A 20,219-nucleotide genomic window follows, 5' to 3' on the forward strand; every position below is an offset into this window, starting at 1 on the left:
CTCCAGTGAGTTCGGCATGGAAGCGGTGCGCGTGGTACGGAACGACCGCCGGACCGGCCCGGTCCCGGGAGATCCGGAGCGTGCGGGTGCGCGTGGTGGCGGAGGGAGGCTGGGCCGGGTTCCGGTGGTGGTCCGCTGGGCGACGACTCAGACGGGCAGGCCGGTGGGCGCCCCCTGCCCCTGCGCCAGCCATTGCTTGCGGATGAGCGGCTTGTCCGCCTTGCCGACGACCGTGCGGGGTATGGACGAGACGGTACGGACGACGGCGGTGAGGCCGTGCCGCTCGGCGAGCTCCTCGACGGCCGCCGTCGCGGCCGCGGCCGCGACTCCCGTCGTCGGCTCCACCACCACAAGGACGTCGGGGGCGTATGCGTCGGGCTGTGCGGGAAGGCTGACCGAGCCCGCCACCTCGGCACACATGTCGGCGATCAGGGCGTCGAAAGCGGGTGCGGGCAACGGCCCGGCCGACGACGCCAGGACGTCGGTGACACGGCCCAGGATGCGGTACGAGCCGTCGGCGCAGCGCTGGGCGACGTCTCCGGTCCAGAACTCCCCGCCCCGGAAGGTGACGGCGTTGGCCTCGTCGTCGTCGAGGTACCCCTCGCTGGTGCAGTCCGAGATCAGCACCAGGATGCCCAGGTCGGAAGGGGCGTCCTCGTTCAGGGGGGCGAGCCGGGCCTTCACTCCCCGCACCGGGATCATGCCGGCTTCGCTCTGCACGATGTCGGACATGTTGCCCAGGCCGAGACCGAATTCGGTCGATCCGTAGACCTGCCGGATATGGATGCCCAGGGTCTCGGCGGCTGCCCGCATCAGCGCCGGGCTGACGTACGAACCGCCGCACAAGGGCCGCCTCATGGCGGACAGGTCGGCGCCGCCCGACGAAGCGGCCGCCGCCACCAGGTCCTCGTAGTGGTTGGGCAGCATGCTCGACAGGGTGACCCGGTGCTCCTCCAACTGACGCAGCAGTACGGAGGCGGGGGCGTGCGGGTCCGCCAGTACCAGGCGCGCGCCGGCCAGCAGGGAGGCGAAGACGTGGAGATCGGTGGCGTGGGCCACGTCCAGAGTGTGCCGGCAGAAGACCACGTCACGATCGGTGATGTCGAGGTCGGCCACCCAGCGAAGCCGCTCCCGTACGAAGGGCCCCTGGAGCCACTGCACCAGCTTGGGCAGTTTGGTCGACCCCGAGGTCCACAGCCTGCGCCAGATCCGGTCCTGGTGTCCGAGTCCGGCGGGAGGCGTGTCCGTCGCGGTGGCTTCCAGGTCGTCGAGTTCCCACCGGGGGACCGGCGGTTCGCCGACGCAGTTCGGATGGGCGGAACCCACCCAGAGAACCGGCTTGGTGAGGTCAAACGCGCGATCGACGGCCGCCTGGTCGAAGTCCTGAAGAAGCGGCGTGTAACTGGCCCGGATCGAGGCGACGGCCAGGATGAAGGCCACATAGCCAGGAGAGTTGGGCAGCCCGCAGCAGATCACGGTGTCGCCGGCCCGTACGCCCTGCGCAGTGAGCCCCGCAGCCAGTCGGCGCGCCCGCTCCAGCAACTCCTCGTAGGTGCACCGCTCTCCGAGAGTGGTCTCCACGGCGATGGCGTCCGCCCGGTCGGCTGCGATGCCGCGTATGGTCTCGAACAACATGGCGTGCGTCTCCAATGAGTCGGTCACGGAGTTCAGGAGGCGACCCAGGCCGCGTAGGTCGCGAAACGCCAGTCCTTCGCCAGGCAGTCGACCTCCGCGAAACCGGCCTCACGCAGCCATCCGAGCTGTGCGTCGAGGTTGATGGGGATGTCGTACTTCATGCGCTCACGGCCCGCCGCCCACTCGTGCTCCGGGGTGCCGGACTCGGTCACGTGGAGCTCATGCTGAATGTCGTACATCTCTTCGAGTCGCTGCGTGCTGCCGAGCAGCTGCTCGACGTTGACGAACACGCCCCCGGGGTTCAGCGCGGCGTGGATTCGGGAGAACAGGTCCTGCTTCTGCTCGTGCGTGAGGTGGTGGATGGCGAGGCCGGAGACCACCGCGTCGAATCGGCCCTCCGGGAGGGGGTCGAGCAGGTCACCGGTTCGCACACTGATGCGCTCCTGGTCCGCGAACCGGGACCTGGCCTGCGAGAGCATGAGCTCCGAGCGGTCGACCAGGGTCAGGTCCGCGCCGGGAACAGCCTTCAGCACCGCCGCACTGAGCAGTCCGGTGCCGGCACCGAGGTCGAGGACGCGGGGAGCGTCGCCGACCGTCAGCGCCACCGCTCGTACCGCGCTCCCGTAGAGCAGGTCGAAGGACGGAATGAGCTGACGGCGCAGAGCGTCGAACGTGGTCGGGTCCCAGAGGTCGTTTCCCTGGATCTCGAAAGTGCTGCTCATTTACATTACCGTTTCGTTCTGGGGTGCCATGAGAAGGCATCCTGGCGGTGTCTCGGCATATCCCGTCGTGCCGCGCGGGAGTATCGGCAGCCATGGGCAAGTCCGAGAAGTGTTTCGGTGGGATCCCCTGAGGGGAGCCGGCCGGCCGGAGTGGCGGCGTGACGCTACCGAACGGCGATCACAGGTAAACCGTGCGGCAGAACTGGATGAAGTGTCAAGCATCCCAAGTTGAATGGCGTGATCTTGACCGTGAGAACTCATTCCATGACGAAGCCTTCTCGTGCCGAGTCACCATGAAGCGCTCTTGACCAGGTCAGATGCCCGATCGGGCACATCGTCTCCGCCTTTTCTCCGGTGATTGACTGCCCTCGGCGGCGCCGTCTCGCGTGATTCTGATATTGGCGGTCGTTCGCATCGATCCATCGGGTAAGTGCTATCGATTAAACAAGGAAGGGTAATCTGCCCATTTAGGGCGAACCCACGGTGTGGGTGTATGGGGAATCAAGTCAAACTCGCCGGGAGCTATTGATGCTCTTCGAGGCGGGCCTCAATCTGATGGCTGCAGGCGGCGCGTCACATCCCTCGAAGCGTTTGCCTCCCCTTTCGCGACCTGCGAGGCGATCCCGGGCCAAGTCGCGAAAGGAACCTCGGGGCCGTCCGTGGACCCTTCGGCCACCATCTCCTGTTCTCTTTCTCGCGGAGTTCCGTAACCGCTTCCCGCCGTCATGGCTCCGAGAACACATGCCACATGACCCGTGGCCCGGCGGGGGCCGGTGTGCGGGACTCCGACTGCCTCACCGCCCGCCGGGGCCGGCCCGGGGACCACGGCGCGTACGGCCCCGGCGCGTGTGCGGCCCGGACGTCCGCCGCATCGGTCCTCCGGGTTGTTCGCGACGGTGTCGACGTGCGCCGCGCGTCCCCGGAACCAGGGTTCCGATGGTCGGCCGGCCCGTGAGTGACCCGGTTCAGAATCCAAACTTCGAAAGGTGGTCCGCACATGAAAGGAAGCCGGGAGGCTCTCGCGTCCGGTGAGTCCCGTGTCACGCCCCCCGGATGGGGCGTGTGGAACACACAGCGTCCCAGCGGCATGCCTGTCCATCGCTACAGGCCCTACGCCGACGAGGTCGAGCGGATCAGTCTGCCGGACCGGACCTGGCCCGACACGGCCATCACGACGGCCCCGATGTGGTGTGCGGTGGATCTGCGGGACGGCAACCAGGCCTTGCCCCATCCGATGTCGCCGGCCCAGAAGCGGCGCATGTTCGATCTGCTGGTGCGGATGGGCTACAAGGAGATCGAGGTGGGGTTTCCCGCTGCGAGCGCCACCGACCTCGCGTTCGTCCGGTCGATCATCGAGGAGGACGCCATACCGGACGACGTCCGCATCCAGGTGCTCGCCCCGTGCAGGGAGGAGCTCATCGACCGCACCGTCGACGCGGTGGCCGGCGCGGCCAAGGTCACTCTCCACATCTACAACTCGACCTCCGTTCTGCAACGCCGGGTGGTGTTCGGGCAGGATCGTGCGGCCATCAAGGCGCTGGCGGTGACGGGCGCCAGGCGCGTGGCCGAGCGAGCCGCGCTCCTGACGGACACGGATGTCCGGTTCGAGTACTCGCCCGAGTCCTACACCGGGACCGAGCTCTCCTACGCCGCAGAGGTCTGCAACGCGGTCATCAGCGTCTGGGAGCCCACGGTCGACCGGCCCGTCGTGGTAAACCTGCCTGCCACGGTCGAGATGACCACGCCCGACGTCTACGCCGACTCCGTCGAATGGATGAGCCGCAACCTCGACCGCCGCGAGTCCGTGATCCTCTCGTTGCACCCCCACAACGACCGGGGAACCGGGGTGGCCGCTGCGGAGCTCGGGTACCAGGCAGGCGCGGACCGCATCGAGGGCTGCCTCTTCGGCAACGGTGAACGGACCGGAAACGTCTGCCTGGTGACGCTGGGCATGAACCTCCTGAGCCGCGGCGTGGATCCGCAGATCGACTTCTCCGACATGGACGGCATCCGCCGCACGGCTGAATCGTGTACCGGGCTGGAGGTGCACGAACGGCACCCCTATTCGGGGGACTTGGTGTTCACCGCCTTCTCCGGCAGCCACCAGGACGCGGTCAACAAGGGTTTGAAGGCCATGACCGCCGAGTCCGAGCGATCCGGTGTCCCGGTCGGCGACCTCCTCTGGCAGGTGCCCTATCTGCCGATCGACCCGAAAGACGTGGGCCGTGACTACCGGGCCGTGGTCAGGATCAACTCGCAGTCGGGCAAGGGCGGCATGGAGTACGTCATGCGCAGTGTGCATTCCCTGCAGCTGCCGCGCGGCCTGCAACAGGAGTTCGCCAAGCACGTCCAGCGGGTCACCGACGAGGAGGGAACCGAGGTCGCTCCGGACCGGCTGTGGCAGTTGTTCGTCGACGAGTACCTGTCGTCGACACAACCACTGGAGGTGGTGCGGTGCCCCTTCGGTGAGGCGTCCGAGAACGCGCGCGCCTTCACCATAGGCATCGACGGCGTGGTGAAGGAGCTGGTCGGGACGGGTGACACCTTGCCGGATTCCTTCGCCGACTCCCTGAACGACATCGGCATCCACCTGAATCCGGTCACTGTCACCCATCACCAGATGCGTCGGCCGGCCGGACGGTACGCGGCGTACGTGGAAGCACACGTGGCCTCGGACCGGTTGCGTGGTGGGGGGCCGGCACGGGTGTGGGGCGCGGGCGTGTCCAGCGATGTCGGGGCCGCGACGGTGGAGGCGATGGCCTCCGCCGTCAACCGGGCGCACCGGCGTTCCTGAACGCACGGGCGAACCGCGGACCCCGCGGACGCGGGCGCGCGACGCCCCGCGCGTGCCGGTGACAGGCGGCGCCGCTGCGGCGGGAACCCACGCCGGTCACCCCCGCGCGGGTCCCGTCCCGACCTCCCTCAGAGGGGTACCTGCGGGGTGTGTCCGGTCCGGTGCCGCCCCGACGGGGGCTGGTCGTCCCCCCGCAGGCAGGCCGCTATCACCTCCGCGATCTCCTTCACATGGTCGTCGAGATAGAAGTGCCCGCCGGGAAAGACCCGCAGCCGGGAACCGCCTGTCGTGTGGTCGCTCCAGCGGCCGGCTTCCGAGAGGGAGACATGAGGGTCGCGGTCGCCGGTGAGGATGGTGAGAGGGCAGGTCAGACGAAGGGTGGGGTCGGGACGGTGCGTTGCGACGGCCGTGTAGTCGCTGCGGAGCACGGGCAGGATCAGCTCCAGCATCTCCTCGTTCTCCAGGAGCGCGGGCGCGGTGCCGCCGAGTTGGCGGATCCTGGCCTTGAGACCCTCCTCGTCCAACAGGTGTGCGTCCTCGGTCCGATGGCAGGAGGGTGCTCGGCGGCCCGACACGAAGAGGTGAGCGACGGAGCCGGGACCCGCCGTCCGCTCCAGACGCGCGGCCACCTCCCAGGCGAGCAGCGCGCCCATGCTGTGCCCGAAGAGGGCTACCGGAAGGTCCAGTTGGCCTCGGATGACGGTGAAGAGGTCGTCGGCGAGCCGGGCGAGGTCCTCCACGCACGGCTCGTGGCGGCGGTCCTGGTGGCCGGGGAGTTGGACGGCCAGGGTGTCGACGGCCGGTGCCAGGGCCTGGGACAGCGGAAAGTACTGGGTGGCCGAACCGCCGGCGTGCGGAATGCACACGAGCGGGGGGCCGTCCGGGCCCGCCGGGTTGTACCGCCGGAGCCAGAGCTCCTCCGCGCGCGGGCCGGGGCGAACTGCCATGGTCTGTTCGTTCCCTTCTCGGGAGTCTCTCGGGAGGTTCTCGGTCTGCTTCGCCGGTAGCCCCGGCGCCGGGCCACGGTGGTCCAGTGCCCTCGCGGCCTCCGGGCCCCCTCAACGGGCTTGGAGGGTGTGCAGCAGAACACGGAACGCCTCCCGTGCGTGGTCTTCCGGAAGCCGGGCCCGTTCCCAGACCAGACGGATCAGCAGATCCTCGCCGTGCGACGCGGCGATCCCGATGGGCGCCGCGTAGCGCAACGGCACCGCCAGGTGGGTCTCCCGGCCGGTCACGCCGGCCAGGGACAGGGACGGCCGGCGGCCGAGGTCTTCGAAGGTGAGGATGGCGTGCAGGGCTCCCGACCATGTACTGCCGGCCAGCCGGGCGGCCCGCACCACTTCGTCGTAAGGGGTCCCGGCGTGGTCCAGGTCGTCCCACCACGCGGCGGTGACGTCGTCGAGGTGGGCGGAGCCGGCGGCGGGGTGGACGAGCGTATTGATGAAGCAGCCCATGACCTCCGGTGTGCCGGCCGGCCGGCCGCCCCAGGGATAGCCGACCGCCATCGGTCCGCGGCCGAGCCTGTCGTGCAGGGCGGCCGAGACGGCGCCCAGGAGGGCAGGGAACAGGGTTCCGCGACTGCGCGGGGGGACCGCGGGCAGTCGGTGGGTGAGCATGCCCTTCTCCAGCCCCTCGTCGTCGTCGCGATCGGCCGGCGCCGGCTCGGCCGAGCCGCGCGAACCGGGGGAACCGTCGTCGGGACCGCTCAGTGCGCTCAACCGTCCTCCCCAGTACGCCAAGGACGCCTCACGGGATGCCTCGCGCTCGGCTGCGAGCTGCGATTCGACCGTCTCCCGGTAGGCGATGCCGTCCTGCGCCGCCTTCCACGGCTCGGTGGTCAGCTCCGCCTGTTCGTATGCCTCCGTCAGGCCCGCGGTGACGGCACCGAGCGACTGCTCGTCGCAGACGAGGTGGTCGAGCGCGAGGGCCAGGAGCTCGTGTTCCTCCCCTTCACCGCGTGCCAGCAGCAGGCGCAGGGACGGACCGCGCGGGTTCCAGGCACGCAGTTCCCGGCGTACGGCCTCCCGGGCGGTCCCGCCGGTCGGCACCGGCACCCGCCGGACGTCCACGGAGGGCTCACCGGCCTGCAGCACGGGTGTGCCCTTGAGCAGAACCACACGGCCGCACAGCACGGTGTGACGCCCGGCGAAGGCGATCGCGGCGCGCCGTAGCCGCGGTACGTCGACGGCGCCCTGCGGGAAGTGGAAGAACAGCGGCACGATGTCCGGCCGTCGGAGCGGGTCGAGGTCGCGGGAGAGCAGGAACCTTCGCTGTGCCCCGCTCAGCGGGAAGACGGCCGCCGGATCGGCGGCGGACCGCGTGACGGCCCGATACCCCGCCAGATAGCTGTCGGTGATGCTGTCTCTCATGCGGGTCGTCCCTCTCCGTGCGCGGGATCCTGGGCCGTCGGCGTCCCGGCGGGGGCTCCCGGGGGAACGTGGGTCCGCTCCTCTGCCGACAGGCTCGTCCGGCTCCGGAGCGGCGACAGCAGGAGCAGGGGCGGCAGGGAGAGGAATCCGGCCGCGCAGACCCACAGCGCCCCTCTCGGCCCCCACGCGGAGGCGAGGGTGCCGCCCACGAGAGCCCCCAGTGGCATGACGCCCAGGGCCACGAACCGCATCGTGGCGTTCATCCGGCCCAGCAACTCGTTCGGGCAGACCAACTGCCGGAAGGTGAGTTGGGCGACGTTGTACACGACCGCGCCGAACCAGACCACCGCGAGGCCCAGCGCGAACATGTAGGGAGCCAGGGGGCCGGAGGACAGCGGCCACAGGACCGCGAACGGCGACGTCGTCGCGACCGAGAGCAGGATCAGCGGCACCTGCCCGAACCGGCGGGCCAGCCGCTGGGCGACGAGCGCTCCGGCCAGACCGCCCACGGCCGAGGCGGACAGCACCAGACCGATCGCCAGCGGCGACAGTCGCAACTCCGTCGTCCAGAAGGCGATCTGGACGGCGAGCAGGAAGGCGGTGAAGAGGTTGGACACCCCTGTCGTGATCGCGATCACACGCAATTGGCGATGGCCGAAGACGAAGCGGATGCCCTGGGCGACGTCCCGGCCGAGCGAGCGATCCGCAGCCGGCGTCGGTACCACCTCGCGGAAGCGGATCCCCAGCAGCAGGAGCGCGGACACCAGGTAGCTGATCGCGTCGGCGAGCAGCGCCAGCGAGGCGCCCATGGCCTGGACGAGCCCGCCGCCGATCCCGGGTCCCACCACTTCCGCGGAGGACTGCACGGTCGCCACCGCCCCGTTGCCGGCGATCAACCGGTCGCGTGGCAGCAGGGTGGGCAGGAACGACTGACTCGCGATGTCGGAGACGACCGTCGCGGCTCCCGTGACGGCCGCCGCCAGGTAGAGGTGGGCGAGCGTCAGCCGGTCCACCATCGCCGCCACCGGCAGGGAACCGATCACGACGCATCTCAGCACGTCGGTCTGGATGAGCAGCGGCAGCCGCCGTACCTTGTCCACCCGGACGCCCGCCGGTAACCCGGCGATCAGCATCGCCCCGGTCTCCACCGCCGTGATCAGTCCGAGATGGAAGGGGGACGCGTCCAGTTCGAGCGCGGCGACCAGCGGCAGCGCCAGCAGCGTCACCTGGCTGCCGGTCTTGTTCGCGGCGAAACCCATGAGGAACAGGCGGAAGTTCCGATGGCCCATGAGTGTGCCGCGGAAGGTACCCCGGGGCAGGACCACGGTCATCACCCCGCTGCCGCGAGGGAGACGGGCCGGGCGCCGAACGGGTGCGGGTCGGTGTCGTCGTGGAGGACAGCCTGCATCAACGCGCGCAGCTCCCGGCCCGGTTCGATGCCCAGGTCCGACACGAGGACGGCACGCGCTCGGTGGAAGGCCTCCAGGGCCTCGCCCCGCCGGCCGGACCGGTGGAGCGCGAGCATGTACTGACCGAGCAGGCGCTCCCGGTAGGGGAAGCGTTCCACGAGCGGCCTCAGGCGCACCGTCAGGGGCAGCCATCTTCCGAGCGCCAGCTGGGCTTCCGCCAGCCCCTCGACGGCGGCCAGCCCCATGTCCTCCAGCCAGGGGCCGTGCAGGCGGTCCAGCAGCGGCGATCCCGTACGGCAGGTGAAGGGGTCCTGCCACAGGGCGAGTGCCGCGGTGAACCCGGCCTCGGCCGACTCGTGATCACCGACGGAGAGCAGCGCACGCGCCTGATTCGTCTCGCTCTCGAAGACGTGCAGGTCGAGTTCCGCCCGGCCGACGCGCAGGACGTAGCCGCCCGGTTCCGTCAGGAGGCCGGCGCCGGCCTGTCCCATCCGCTTGCGCAGCTGGTGCACGTAGAGGCGGACGAGACCGTGCGCGCTCTTCGGCTGTTCGTGGTCCCACAGGGCCTCGGCCAGGAGGTCGACGGACTGGAAGGCGTTCGCGCCGAGAAGCAGCGCGGCGAGCAGGGCCCGGGGCTTGGCTCCGCCGATGTCCACCTTCTTCGTGTCGCTCACTTCGACGCGTCCGAGCACTCGATACTTCACCGGAAGACACCTCACTGTCGTGCTGACGGCGCGACGACGGACCGGGCGCCGACCAACTCCGCCACACTGCGCAGATCGGGCTGTCGCAGAAGTTCGTGAGCGCGCAGCCGTACACCGCATTCCTGTTCCAGCGCGGTGATCAGACGCGCGCCGCCCAGCGAATTCCCCCCTGCGTTCAGGAAGTTGTCGTTCAGGTCGACTCCGGAGTCGCCGAGGATCTCCCGGCACAGGCTCAGCACCATCGCCTCCGTGGGCGAAAGGCCCTCGGCCGCGCCCTCCGAGTCCACGACGGGGCGCCCCTCCCACTGCGCGAGCAGCGCCGCACGGTCGATCTTTCCGTTGGCGTTGAGCGGGAAGCCCTCCACGGACTCGAAAGCCACCGGGCAGGCCTGCTCGGGCAGCCATGCCCGCGCGTGCTCACGCAGTTCGGCCGGGGCCGGCGCCTCGGTGCCGGCGGCCGCCTCGACGAAGGCCACGAGTGAGGCCGTGCCGCTCGGGTCCCGGCGGACCGTCACGACGGCTCGCTGCACACGCGGCTCACGCTCCAACGCCCGCTCCACCTCGGCGAGTTCCGTCCTGACGCCGCCGACCTTGACCTGGTCGTCGAGGCGTCCGAGGAAGTCCAGCACGCCGTCGGGGCGCATCACCACCCGGTCTCCGGTGCGGTACACCCGGCCGGTCGCTCCGGAAGGGTCGGGGACGAACCGGTGCCCGGTCAGCTCCTCGTCGAGGTATCCCAGCGCCAGGCAGTGCCCGCCGATCCGGAGCTCGCCCGGCACACCACGGGGTACCGGCTGCCCGTCCTCGTCCGTGACCAGGACGGTGGCCCCCGGAACCGGCAGACCGATGGGCGGATCACCGAGGGCCTCGTTCCCGCGAAGCCCTCCCGGCTCCAGCGGGTACGCGCTCGTGACGACTGTGGCCTCGGCCGGCCCGTACGCGTTGTACACCCGCGCCGTGACGTCCGCGCCGGGCCACCGCCGCAGGCGGTCGCCGCCGATGCCCAGGTGGCGCAGCGGCAGGTCCGCGGGCCAGGGCCGATCGAGTACCGGCTCGGCCAGCGGCGTGGGCAGGAAGCCGACCGTGATGCCGGCGGTGCGCCACCAGCCGGTGAGCGCGTGGACGTCCCAGCGGACGTCCTGCGGGCTGACGCTCAGCGCGGCGCCCGAGGTGAGCGTCGCCCACATCTCCATGACATGGGCGTCGAAGGCCACTCCCATCAGGAAGCTGTGGCGGTCGCCGGGGGCCAGGTCCGTCTGCCGCCGGTACCAGTGGAGCAGCGAGGCGAGTGACTCCTTGCCCACCGCGACCGCTTTCGGCTCGCCGGTCGAACCCGAGGTGAGAACCGTGTAGTAGGTCCCCTCGGGCGCCCCGAAGGAGACGGTGCCGGGCGTCAGCACCGCCGCGACCACGCCGGCGGATCCCTCGGTTCCGGCGGCGGGGACCGGCAGCGGCAGCTGCTCCGAGCGGTGGGCCTCCGGCAACCGCTCGGGCATGCCGACGAGGCACCGCATCCGCAGGGACCGGGCGACCGCCATGAGCCGCTGCTCACCGGCCTCGGGACCGAGGGGAAGGTAGACCGCGCCCAGCCGGGCCACGGCCAGGGCCACGGCGGCAAGGGCCGGCGAGCGGTCCAGACACACGCCGACGAGGTCGCCCGGGCGGACCCGTTCGGCGAGGACCGCCGCCGTCTGGCCGGCCAGTCCGTCGAGTTCGGCATAGCTCCAGCGGAGTTCCCCGTCGATCACCGCGGGCGCGTCCGGGGTGCGGTCCGCCCAGTGGTGGAACAGCTCGTGGACCCGACCGTCCTGGGCCGCCTCGTCGGCGGGGGTGCTGAGAAGCGAGAGGGAGGAAGCAGATGAAGTCACGTCAACTCCGTGCGATCGCATAGGTCAGTGCAGGCCCATGGCCTTGGCGACGATCACCTTCTGGACCTCCGAGGTCCCTTCGATGATCGTCATCATGCGGACGTGGCGGTACAGGAACTCCAGGGGATGGCCGCGCACCCAGCCCGTTGCCCCGTGGATCTGCAGCGCGCGGTCCACCGCCCGGACGGCGGTCTGGGAGGCGGTCAGCTTGGCGAGTGCCGCGTTCTCCGGCGCTTCCCGGCCCGCGTCCAGCAGTTGGGCCGAGGCGAGGGTGAGCAGTTTCGAACACTCGACCTCGGCATGGCTGCTGACGAGGTGCTCCTGAATGTGCTGGTAGGTGCCGATCCGCTCCCCGAACGCCTCACGTTCGCGGGCGTACTCCAGGCCCAGCCGCACCGCGTGTTCGGCGATGCCGTTGCACATGGCGGCGACGATCAGTCGGCCGCGGGACAGGCTGTCGATCGCGAGGGCCGTGGCCGCCCCGACGCCGCGGTCACCGCCGATGACGGCGTCCGGGGGGAGCCGCACGTCGTCGAGCAGCAGCTCGAACATGGGCTCGCCCGACATGCCCTCGTACCGCTGGCCGATCCGCAGCCCAGGCTGGTCCATGGGGACGACGAACGCGGTGGAGCCCGTCGGCCGGTCGTCCCCGAGGTCCGTGGCAGTCACGATCAACGCGATGTCGGCGCGGTCGGCGTTGCTGACGAAGGTCTTCCTGCCGTTCAGCACCCAGCCGTCGGTGTCCCGGACCGCCACCGTCGTCAGCCGGAAGGCGTCCGAACCGGCGTGCGGTTCGGTCAGCGCGAGGCAACGCGTCATCTCGCCCCGGACCAGCGGCACCAGATAGCGCTGGATCTGCTGCTCCGTGCCGTTGCGCAGCAGCGGGCTGGGCCCGTCGGAGCCGCCCAGCGCGTACGGCGCCAGCGCGCAGCCGCTGCGACCTGCCGCGTGGTGCAACTGGACGACCGCCGTCAACGGCATGTCGGAGCCGCCCAGTTCCTCCGGGTACTCGCCGGCGTAGAAGCCCAGCGCGGCGGAGCGCTTGCGGACGTACGACCGCAGGTCCGCGGGGGGCAGCGCGCCGGTCTCCGGCATGTCGGCGGCCAGGGGTACCAGTTCGCGCCGGATGAAGGTCTCGAAGGAGTCCACCAGGTCGGCGTGGCCGCCTTCGAGGATGCTGGAGGGTGCGGCGCCGCTCGCTGTGATCGTCACCGCCGGCCCGCCTCGGCGCCGGAGGCGAGGGCCAGGGCATCGGCCTGGTCCGCCAGTACGGGGTGCTGGAAGAAGGTGCGCAGCTGGGGTCGGCTGTCCAGGTGCGGTTCCAGCCAGGCGGCGAGCTGCGCGGCCAGCAGGGAGTGCCCTCCGACCTCGAAGAAGTGCGAGTCGGCGGCGAACCGGTCGTGGCCGAGGACCTCTCGCCAGGCCCGGGCCAGCAGGGCCTGTCCCGCGTCGGTGAAGTCGGCGGCGCTGTGCGAGGGCTCCGCCTCGGCCGCGCCGAGTTCCGTCGCGATCCGGGTGAGGGCGGCACGGTCCGGCTTGCCGCTGGCCATGGTGGGGATCTCCGCCAGGCCGAACCACCGGCTGGGAAGCAGGGAGCCCGGCAGGGTCCGGGTCAACGCGGCCGTCAGCGTGCTCTGGTCGGGCTGTTCGGCGCCCTGCACGAAACCGATCAGGCGGGGGCCGTTGCCGCCGTTCTGATCGAGGATCACCGAGCAGGGAAGACCGCCGAGTTCGGCCGAGGCGGCGGCCTCGATCTCCTCCAGTTCGATGCGGTGGCCGCGCAGCTTGATCTGGTTGTCCCTGCGGCCGAGGAAGAACAGCCGGCCCTCGACGTCCCGGTAGCCCCAGTCGCCGGTGAGGTAGACCCGCTGCCCGCCGAGCGCGGGCGGACTGACGAACCGGGCCTCGGTGAGGTCGTCCTGGTCGAGGTATCCGTCGGCCAACGAGGCGCCCGCGACGGCGAGTTCACCTACGGCGCCCGGTGGCAGCGGCTGCCCTGCGTCGTCCAGTACGTGCACCTGCACACAGGGCAGTTCGACGCCGAGCGGGATGTCGCCCGCGGTGGCCAGATCCTCGTCGAGGATCTCGTGCACCGTGGAGGAGACGGTGGCCTCGGTGACGCCGTAGGCGTTGAGCACCGTGGCCCCGGTGTCGGCCTTCAGGCCCCGCAGGCTCCGGGCCGGCAGCCGTTCCCCGCCGAGCACGATCAGCCGGGGCGTCCAGCGGCCGTCGCGCAGGGCCTCGCGCAGGGCCTCCTGGGAGGCGAGGAAGTAGTTGGTGGGCAGGTTGGCCACGGTGACCCCGCGCAGGGCGAGGACCGCGGCGAGTTCGGCCCCGGTGGGTATTTCGCGCTGAGGAATGACCAGGGCGCTTCCCGCCGCCAGGGCGGGCAGCACCTCTTCGAGCGCGACGTCGAAGGAGGGCTGTGCGAACATCAGCACCTTGTCCCGCGCCGTCAGCGCGTAGCGCCGGCCGATCGCGCCGGTGTAGTGGGCCAGTGCCGTCCGGCCGACCACGACGCCCTTGGGCACTCCGGTCGAGCCGGAGGTGTGGATGACGTAGGCGGCGTCCTTCAGCGGGGTGGCCGGCGCGGCCGGGGGGAAGGCGGGCCCGTCCAGCAGGGCGGGAGCGCAGTCGGCCGGCAGTGCGAGGGAGCTTTCCCGCGTGGCGAGCACCAGGGCGGGCCGCAGACGTTCCAGGAGCGTGCCGAGCCGGGCGGCGGGGTCCCGGGGCGAGAGCGGCGCGTACACCGCGCCGGACCGCAGACAGGCCAGCAGGGCGACGACGCTGTCGACACCCCGCGGCAGCACGGCGGCCACGGGCTGCCCGGTGACCACCCCGGCGTCGTGCATCCGCTCGACGAGTTCCGACACCCGGCGGTCGAGCTCGCCGTAGGTCAGCCGGCCGTCACCGGTGATCAGCGCGGGGGAGGAGGGGTCGTGCGCGCCGAGCGGGTCGAGCGCCTCCGGGGCGATCGGGCCGTCGGTGAGCACCGGCGGCGAGCCGGGCGGCGGAACCGCGAGGGCGGTCAACGCCGTGTCGGGCGCGGCCAGATAGGCGCGCAGGAGTTCCATGAACCGCTCCGCGAGCAGATCCGCGGCGGCAGGGGTGAACAGGTCGGCGTCGTGGTCCCAGATCAGGATCATCCCGCTGGGGCCGCTGCGGGGGCCGACGGCCCTGCGGTCGTCGGGAAGGAGCACGACGTCGAGGTCGAAGCGGGTGGTGCCGGTGTTGAACCCCTCGAAGAGGGAGACGTCCAGGCCGGGGGTGTCGAGCTCGGGCAGCGCCGCGTCGTGTGCGCTGAACATGACGTTGAACAGCGGGTTGTCCGCGCCGCTGGTGTGCAGTCCGAGCGCTCGGGTGAGTTCCTGGACGGGCACCTCCTGGTGCGGGAGCGCCCGCAGCAGGGAGTCGGTGACGTCGTCGACGGCTGTCGTCCCGGTCGCGTCCGGTCGCAGCGTCACCCTGAGCGGCAGTGTGTTCACGAACATGCCGATGGACCGCTCCGCGCCCGCCGGCCGGTTGCCGACGGCGGTGCCGACGACCAGCTCGCGCTGTCCGCTGTGGCGGCGCAGCAACTCGCCGAAGAGGGTGAGCAGTGTGCTGAACGGCGTGTGCCCGCTCGCGCGGGAGCGCTCCCGCAGGCGCTCGGCCAGCTCGGCCGGAATGCGCTGCCGGAACTGCCGGCCGTGGTGGCGGCGCGCCGCGCCGGGTGTGGTGAGGCCGGGCAGGGCGGTGCTGAAGGGGACGTCGCGCAGCTGCTCCTGCCAGTAGGCCAGGCTCCGCTTCCGTTCGTCCGCCCTGTCAGCGGACGCCGCGCGAACGAAGTCCTCGTAGGAGCGGGTGGGGAGCAATTGCGGGCGCTCTCCCCGGACGTGTGCTTGATAGGAGGTGAACACGTCGTGCAGCAGAATGGCGAAGGACCGGCCGTCGTGCGTCAGATGGTGTTCGACCTGGATGAGGCGGTGAAATGATTCTTCCTGTTTCACCAGATGCCATCGGAGCATCGGCGCGCGGTCGGTCTCCAGAGGCTTCTCGGCCTCTTGGGACAGCAGGCTCAGGAAGGCGGCCTCCGGGTCGGATTCGCCGGTCAGGTCTGTGATCTGGATACGCGGTTCGGCGTCCTCCCGGACGCGCTGGGCGGGCAGTTCGCCGACCCTGTTCACCAATTCGAGGCGCAGCCCCGGGTGGTGGGCCATGACCTCCGCCAGGGAGTTCGTGAGGGCCGTCACATCGAGTGTGCCTCGCAGATCCAGTACCGCGGTGAAGTTGTAGCTGCGGCTGCCGGGGAGCATCTGCTCGTGCAGCCAGACGATTTCTTGGGAGGTGGAAAGATTGAACACTCGGTCACTCCGTTTTCGGTGCGTGGGGGGAGTCAGGCGGTTCAGCCTCCCCAGCCGCTGTCCTCCAGATCGGCGCCGTTGGAGAGAAGGACATCCGCGGCGGTGGGGGAAAGGGGGCAACGGTAAGAATTCACGGGACACCTCGGGGGGGAAAGTGGACCTTGAGCTTTCAACAATCACTCTCCCCCGAGAGGGGACGGTTACCTGCGAGTAGAACCCTTCATCTTGCTGCACGACAGCTAGGTGAGGGGCTCGAGCGCGCGATCAGAACGGCGCGGGCAGGCCCTTGCGGTCGACCTTGCCGTTCGACGTCAGGGGCAGCCTCGGCAGCACCCGCCAGACGCTCGGAACCATGTGCCCGGGAAGCTGGTCCCGCAGCCAGGAGCGCAGGTCGGACAGTGCCGTCTCCGGGGCGGGCGCGGTCGCGGGGTCGAGCACCGGGTAGCCGACGAGCAGCCGGCTCTCCGCGCTCTCGCCGTGCGCGGCCACGGCCACGTCCCGGACTGCGGGATGACATCTGACCGTGGCCTCGATCTCGCCCAGTTCGACCCGGAAGCCCCGCACCTTGACCTGACGGTCGATCCGGTCCAGGTACTCGATGGCGCCGTCGGTCCTGCGGACGCAGATGTCCCCGGTCGCGTACAGCCTGCTCCCGCTCCCGTCTCCGTACGGGTCGGGGACGAACCGCTCGGCGGTGAGGGCGGGCCGGTTCAGATAACCGCGCGCCAGGCCGGCGCCGCCGATGAACAGCTGCCCGGACTCGCCGTCGGCGACGGCCTGAAGACGGTCGTCCAGGATGCGCAGTACCGTGCCCTCCACGGCCCTGCCGATCGGGACCGACCTGCCGGTTCCCGAGGGCGAGTCGACCGTGTGGGTGGCCGCGAAGATCGTCGCCTCGGTGGGCCCGTAGCCGTTGACGAAGCGCATGCCGGGGTGGGCGGTCAGTGCCTTGCGTACGTGCACGGCCGACGGGGCCTCGCCTCCGGCGAGGAGCTGTGTCACCCCTCCCAGCGCCTCGACGTCCTCGTCGGCCACCGTGTGGAAGAGCCCGGCGGTGAGCCACATGGTGGTGACACCGTGGTCGCGGACGACCCGGCCGAGGGCACGCAGCGAGGTCGTCGCGCCGGGTTCCACGACCAGGCACCCGCCGTTGAGCAGCGCCCCCCAGATCTCGAACATCGAGACGTCGAAGCAGATCGACGTCAGCAGGGGGATGACCTCGTCCGGTCCCAGCCGGACCCATCCCGGCTCCCGTACGAGCCGCACCACACCGCGGTGGCCGACCATGACTCCCTTGGGGCGTCCGCTCGACCCCGAGGTGTGCACCACGTACGCCAGGTCGTCGGGGTCTGCGGGCAGGTCCGGGTTGCTGTCGTCCGTGACCGCGAACAGCGCCGGCTCGTCGTCGAGCAGGACGGTACGGACCTCATGGCCGGCCAGCCGCGGCAGCAGCTCGCGGCGGGTGATGACCACCGTGGCTCGGGTGTCGTCGAGGATCGCCGTCAGCCGGGCGGCCGGATACCCGCTGTCGAGGGGTACGTAGCAGCCCCCGGCCTTCAGCACGGCCAGTACGGCGATCACATAGTCGGCGGACGGCTCCAGCAGCAGGGCGACGCGTTGTTCGCCGCCCACGCCGAGGCCGCGCAGGTAGTGGGCCATGCGGTTGGCCCGTGCGTTGGCCTCGGCGTAGCCGATCCTCGTGTCGGCGGTGGCGAGCGCCGTTGCGTCCGGGCTCCTGAGCACCTGTTCCTCGAAGGCCTGATGGATCACCATCGGCTCGGTGCGCGTGGCGGTCACGTGTCACCCCCGCTGTTCGCCGGAGAGCGCCGACAGCTCCTGCTCACGGATCTCGGCCTCCACGGCCACCGTGAACGCGGCGAGCGTGGGGTGCCGGAAGAGCACGGCCATGGGCAGATCGATGTCGAGCGCCTCGCCGACCTCGGCCGTTATCCGCATGGCCAGCAGCGAATGGCCCCCCAGCTGGAGAAAGTCGTCGTCGGATCCGATTTCCTCCAGGCCCAGCGCTTCGGCCCAGATGGCGTGCAGCACTTGGGGAATCGGCGTTTCGGAGGCAGAGTCTTGTTCCGGGGTGTGTATCACGGGGGTCAAAATAACGGCGGTGTCTTCAGTTTCCGCAGAGAAAAGGTTGAAGAGAGATTTATGCCGTATTCCTTGACACCGGGCGGCCGTGGGCAAGATGCTTTGCGGAAAATGCACGACAAGGGGAGGCATCGTGCCGGAAACGCGTGCGGGTGTTCGGCGAGGCAGTCGCCACTCCATTCCCGTCTTCGATCGCTCTTCACCCGCCAGGTTATCCTTTGCGCAACAGCAGCTCTGGTTCCTCGAACGGCTCTATCCGGGCAGCTCCGCCTACAATTTCGACGTGACGCTCCGTCTGTTCGGAGAGCTTCGGAAAGACGACCTGCACCGCGCCGTGCAGCGCATCGTGGCACGTCACGAAGGACTCCGCACGGTGTTCTTCACCCTTCCCGACGGAACCCCTCGGCAGTGCGTACGCGAGGATCTGGAAATCCCGCTGGATTTCGTCGACCTGACGTCGCTGCCCGCCGATGCCCGCCCATCCACCGCACATTCCATGCTGAGGGAATGGGTGAGGATTCCGTTCGATCTGGAGCAGGGCCCGCTGCTTCGCGTTCGGCTGGTACGCGTCGACCCCCTGGAGCACCTGCTGTGCCTCTCGCTCCACCACGCCGTGTGCGACGGCTGGTCGGTCGAGGTGCTCTACAGGGAGCTGGAGCATCACTACACGCCGGCGGGGGAGACCTCCCCGCTGCCCGAACTCGCCGTACAGTACGCCGACTACGCCGACTGGCAGCGCCGACGGCTCTCCGGCGCGTATCTGGAGCGCCGGCTCGCCTGGTGGCGCGACCACCTCGACGGCGTGCCCACCCTGCTCGACCTGCCGGAGCGCGAAGGCGCCGAGGACCTCGCGTCCGCACAGGGCGCCCAGGCGGTGTCCGCACTGCCGTCGGCGACCGCGGACGCGGTCGCGGAGCTGGCCCGGGCCACCTCGGCCACCCCGTTCACCGTGCTGCTCTCGGCGTACGCGCTGCTGCTCGCGCGCCACACCGGGATGCGGAGTCTGCTGATCGGGACCCAGGTCGCCGGGCGTCCGCGGCCCGAACTGCACGACCTCATCGGCCTCTTCGTCAACACCGTACCCATCAGGGTGGACCTCGATCAGGCCCGTACGTTCACCGAACTGGTCGCCCACGTCCGGGAGTCGGCGTGGGACACCTTCATCCATGACCAGGTGCCCCTCGAAACGATCGTCGAGGCGGTCCGGCCGCGCCGGGCGGTGGGCCGCACCCCGCTGGTCCAGGCGGTGTTCGCCGCCCCGGCGACGCCCCTGGCACCGCCCGCGCTCCCCGGCCTGACGGCGGAGCCCCTCACTCTGGCCCCGACGACCTCCAAGTTCGACCTGGGCATGGAGGTCGGGCCGGGGCCCGGAGGCGAGCACTCGCTGTCCCTCACCTACAGCACCCGGGTCCTCGACGACGAGTCGGCCCAGCGACTGGTCCGCCGTTACCGGGAGTTGCTGGCGGCGGTCCTCGAAGCCCCCGGCGCCGACCTCGCGACCGTGCTTCCCGACCGGCCCGGGCCCGCCCCGGCTGAGACGGCCCCGGCCGAGATGACCCCGGCCGAGGCGGCACCGGCCGGGGCGGAGGCACCGGCAACGGCCGGCGCGCCGTTGCGTTCGGAACTGGAGCGCCTGCTGACCGACCTGTGGCGGGAGGTGCTCCACAACGAACACATCACCGTCCACGACAACTTCTTCGACGTCGGCGGACAGTCCCTGGCCCTCGCCCGCATCCACGCGCGCCTGGAGCGCCGACTGGACCGCGAGCTTCCGATGGTGGCGTTCTACGAGCACCCCACCATCACCGCCCTGGCGGCCCATCTGGCGGGAGACACCGACCAGGCGTCCGCCGACCCCGACCCCGCCCCCGACACGGCCTCCGACCTGCGAACGGCACGGCTGCGAGCGGAACGCGCCCGCTCCCTGCAGCGGCGCCGCGCGGCGACCTGAGACACATTCCCCCGGCAGGGCGACCGACCGCCGAGCACCCGCGGGCTCGGGGACACGACAACACACCGGACGAGTCAGGAGAAGAAGAACCATGCCGTTCGAGAGCTGCGAGGACTTCGTCGTCGTACGCAACCACGAGGACCAGTACTCGATCTGGCCCGCCGAGCTCTCCCTGCCGCCGGGCTGGACCGCGGAGCGGGTGCGCGGACCCCGCGCGGACTGCCTGGAGCACATCGACCGCGTCTGGACCGACATGCGCCCCCGGGGCCTGAGGCAGGCGACCGACCGGGCCGCAGGCTGACCGCCCCGCATCCGGCGGCCCCT

General features: G+C 70.6%; 14 protein-coding genes. 3 read left to right on the top strand and 11 right to left on the bottom strand.

Going from position 1 to position 20,219, the window contains the following annotated elements; genetic code table 11:
* Window positions 1-147: 147 nt before the first annotated feature.
* Together ACZ43N_RS01995 and ACZ43N_RS02000 are read right to left on the bottom strand one after the other, a co-directional pair.
* Complete coding sequence (locus ACZ43N_RS01995) at window positions 148-1,662, bottom strand: class I adenylate-forming enzyme family protein (RefSeq protein ID WP_468094389.1); 1,515 nt, start codon at window positions 1,660-1,662, stop codon at window positions 148-150.
* Window positions 1,663-1,667: 5 nt separating this feature from the next.
* Complete coding sequence (locus ACZ43N_RS02000; protein ID WP_468094390.1) at window positions 1,668-2,357, bottom strand: class I SAM-dependent methyltransferase; 690 nt, start codon at window positions 2,355-2,357, stop codon at window positions 1,668-1,670.
* 1,087 nt (window positions 2,358-3,444) lie between these two features.
* Here ACZ43N_RS02000 and leuA point away from each other — a divergent pair.
* Entirely contained in the window at window positions 3,445-5,151 is a 1,707-nt protein-coding gene (gene leuA, locus ACZ43N_RS02005; RefSeq protein WP_468094391.1) for a 2-isopropylmalate synthase, read from the top strand.
* 128 nt (window positions 5,152-5,279) lie between these two features.
* On the opposite strand, the gene ACZ43N_RS02010 is transcribed toward leuA, so the two are convergent.
* From ACZ43N_RS02010 to ACZ43N_RS02050, 9 genes are all read right to left on the bottom strand, one after another.
* Entirely contained in the window at window positions 5,280-6,098 is an 819-nt protein-coding gene (locus tag ACZ43N_RS02010) for a thioesterase II family protein (protein WP_468094392.1), read from the bottom strand.
* Between the two features lie 111 nt (window positions 6,099-6,209).
* Window positions 6,210-7,520 carry a condensation domain-containing protein gene (locus tag ACZ43N_RS02015; protein WP_468094393.1) on the bottom strand — a complete coding sequence of 437 codons (1,311 nt, stop codon included), beginning with the start codon at window positions 7,518-7,520 and terminating at the stop codon, window positions 6,210-6,212.
* The gene (locus ACZ43N_RS02020) at window positions 7,517-8,809 is read right to left on the bottom strand and encodes an MFS transporter (protein ID WP_468094394.1); all 1,293 of its coding nucleotides are present in this window, start codon (window positions 8,807-8,809) and stop codon (window positions 7,517-7,519) included. The genes ACZ43N_RS02015 and ACZ43N_RS02020 overlap by 4 nt, the downstream gene beginning before the upstream one ends.
* Window positions 8,810-8,850: 41 nt before the next feature.
* Complete coding sequence (locus ACZ43N_RS02025) at window positions 8,851-9,633, bottom strand: AfsR/SARP family transcriptional regulator (RefSeq protein ID WP_468094395.1); 783 nt, start codon at window positions 9,631-9,633, stop codon at window positions 8,851-8,853.
* 11 nt (window positions 9,634-9,644) lie between these two features.
* A complete protein-coding gene (locus ACZ43N_RS02030) occupies window positions 9,645-11,501 on the bottom strand; it encodes a non-ribosomal peptide synthetase (protein ID WP_468094396.1) in 1,857 nt (618 codons plus the stop codon).
* Between the two features lie 24 nt (window positions 11,502-11,525).
* Window positions 11,526-12,713, bottom strand: coding sequence for an acyl-CoA dehydrogenase family protein (locus ACZ43N_RS02035; protein WP_468094397.1), 1,188 nt, complete (start codon window positions 12,711-12,713; stop codon window positions 11,526-11,528).
* Window positions 12,710-15,844, bottom strand: coding sequence for a non-ribosomal peptide synthetase (locus tag ACZ43N_RS02040; RefSeq protein ID WP_468094398.1), 3,135 nt, complete (start codon window positions 15,842-15,844; stop codon window positions 12,710-12,712). The genes ACZ43N_RS02035 and ACZ43N_RS02040 overlap by 4 nt, the downstream gene beginning before the upstream one ends.
* Window positions 15,845-16,108: 264 nt before the next feature.
* Window positions 16,109-17,641, bottom strand: coding sequence for an amino acid adenylation domain-containing protein (locus ACZ43N_RS02045; protein ID WP_468094399.1), 1,533 nt, complete (start codon window positions 17,639-17,641; stop codon window positions 16,109-16,111).
* Window positions 17,642-17,644: 3 nt separating this feature from the next.
* The gene (locus ACZ43N_RS02050; protein WP_468094400.1) at window positions 17,645-17,893 is read right to left on the bottom strand and encodes a phosphopantetheine-binding protein; all 249 of its coding nucleotides are present in this window, start codon (window positions 17,891-17,893) and stop codon (window positions 17,645-17,647) included.
* Window positions 17,894-18,041: 148 nt separating this feature from the next.
* Between ACZ43N_RS02050 and ACZ43N_RS02055 the strand changes: the two genes are divergently transcribed.
* Both ACZ43N_RS02055 and ACZ43N_RS02060 read left to right on the top strand, forming a co-directional pair.
* A complete protein-coding gene (locus ACZ43N_RS02055) occupies window positions 18,042-19,895 on the top strand; it encodes a condensation domain-containing protein (RefSeq protein ID WP_468094679.1) in 1,854 nt (617 codons plus the stop codon).
* A 91-nt stretch (window positions 19,896-19,986) separates the two neighbouring features.
* Window positions 19,987-20,196: an MbtH family protein gene (locus ACZ43N_RS02060; RefSeq protein ID WP_468094401.1), complete on the top strand. Its 210-nt coding sequence runs from the start codon at window positions 19,987-19,989 to the stop codon at window positions 20,194-20,196.
* The last annotated feature ends 23 nt before the right edge of the window (window positions 20,197-20,219 follow it).

The organism is Streptomyces sp. NPDC030814, assembly GCF_055572155.1.

Excerpts from the sequence above, each read along its gene's own strand:
- leuA (WP_468094391.1), top strand. The coding sequence starts at position 3,445 with ATGCCTGTCCATCGCTACAGGCCCTACGCCGACGAGGTCGAGCGGATC.
- ACZ43N_RS02000 (WP_468094390.1), bottom strand. The coding sequence starts at position 2,357 with ATGAGCAGCACTTTCGAGATCCAGGGAAACGACCTCTGGGACCCGACC.
- ACZ43N_RS02055 (WP_468094679.1), top strand. The coding sequence starts at position 18,042 with ATGCTTTGCGGAAAATGCACGACAAGGGGAGGCATCGTGCCGGAAACG.
- ACZ43N_RS02020 (WP_468094394.1), bottom strand. The coding sequence starts at position 8,809 with ATGGGCCATCGGAACTTCCGCCTGTTCCTCATGGGTTTCGCCGCGAAC.
- ACZ43N_RS02010 (WP_468094392.1), bottom strand. The coding sequence starts at position 6,098 with ATGGCAGTTCGCCCCGGCCCGCGCGCGGAGGAGCTCTGGCTCCGGCGG.
- ACZ43N_RS02060 (WP_468094401.1), top strand. The coding sequence starts at position 19,987 with ATGCCGTTCGAGAGCTGCGAGGACTTCGTCGTCGTACGCAACCACGAG.
- ACZ43N_RS02015 (WP_468094393.1), bottom strand. The coding sequence starts at position 7,520 with ATGAGAGACAGCATCACCGACAGCTATCTGGCGGGGTATCGGGCCGTC.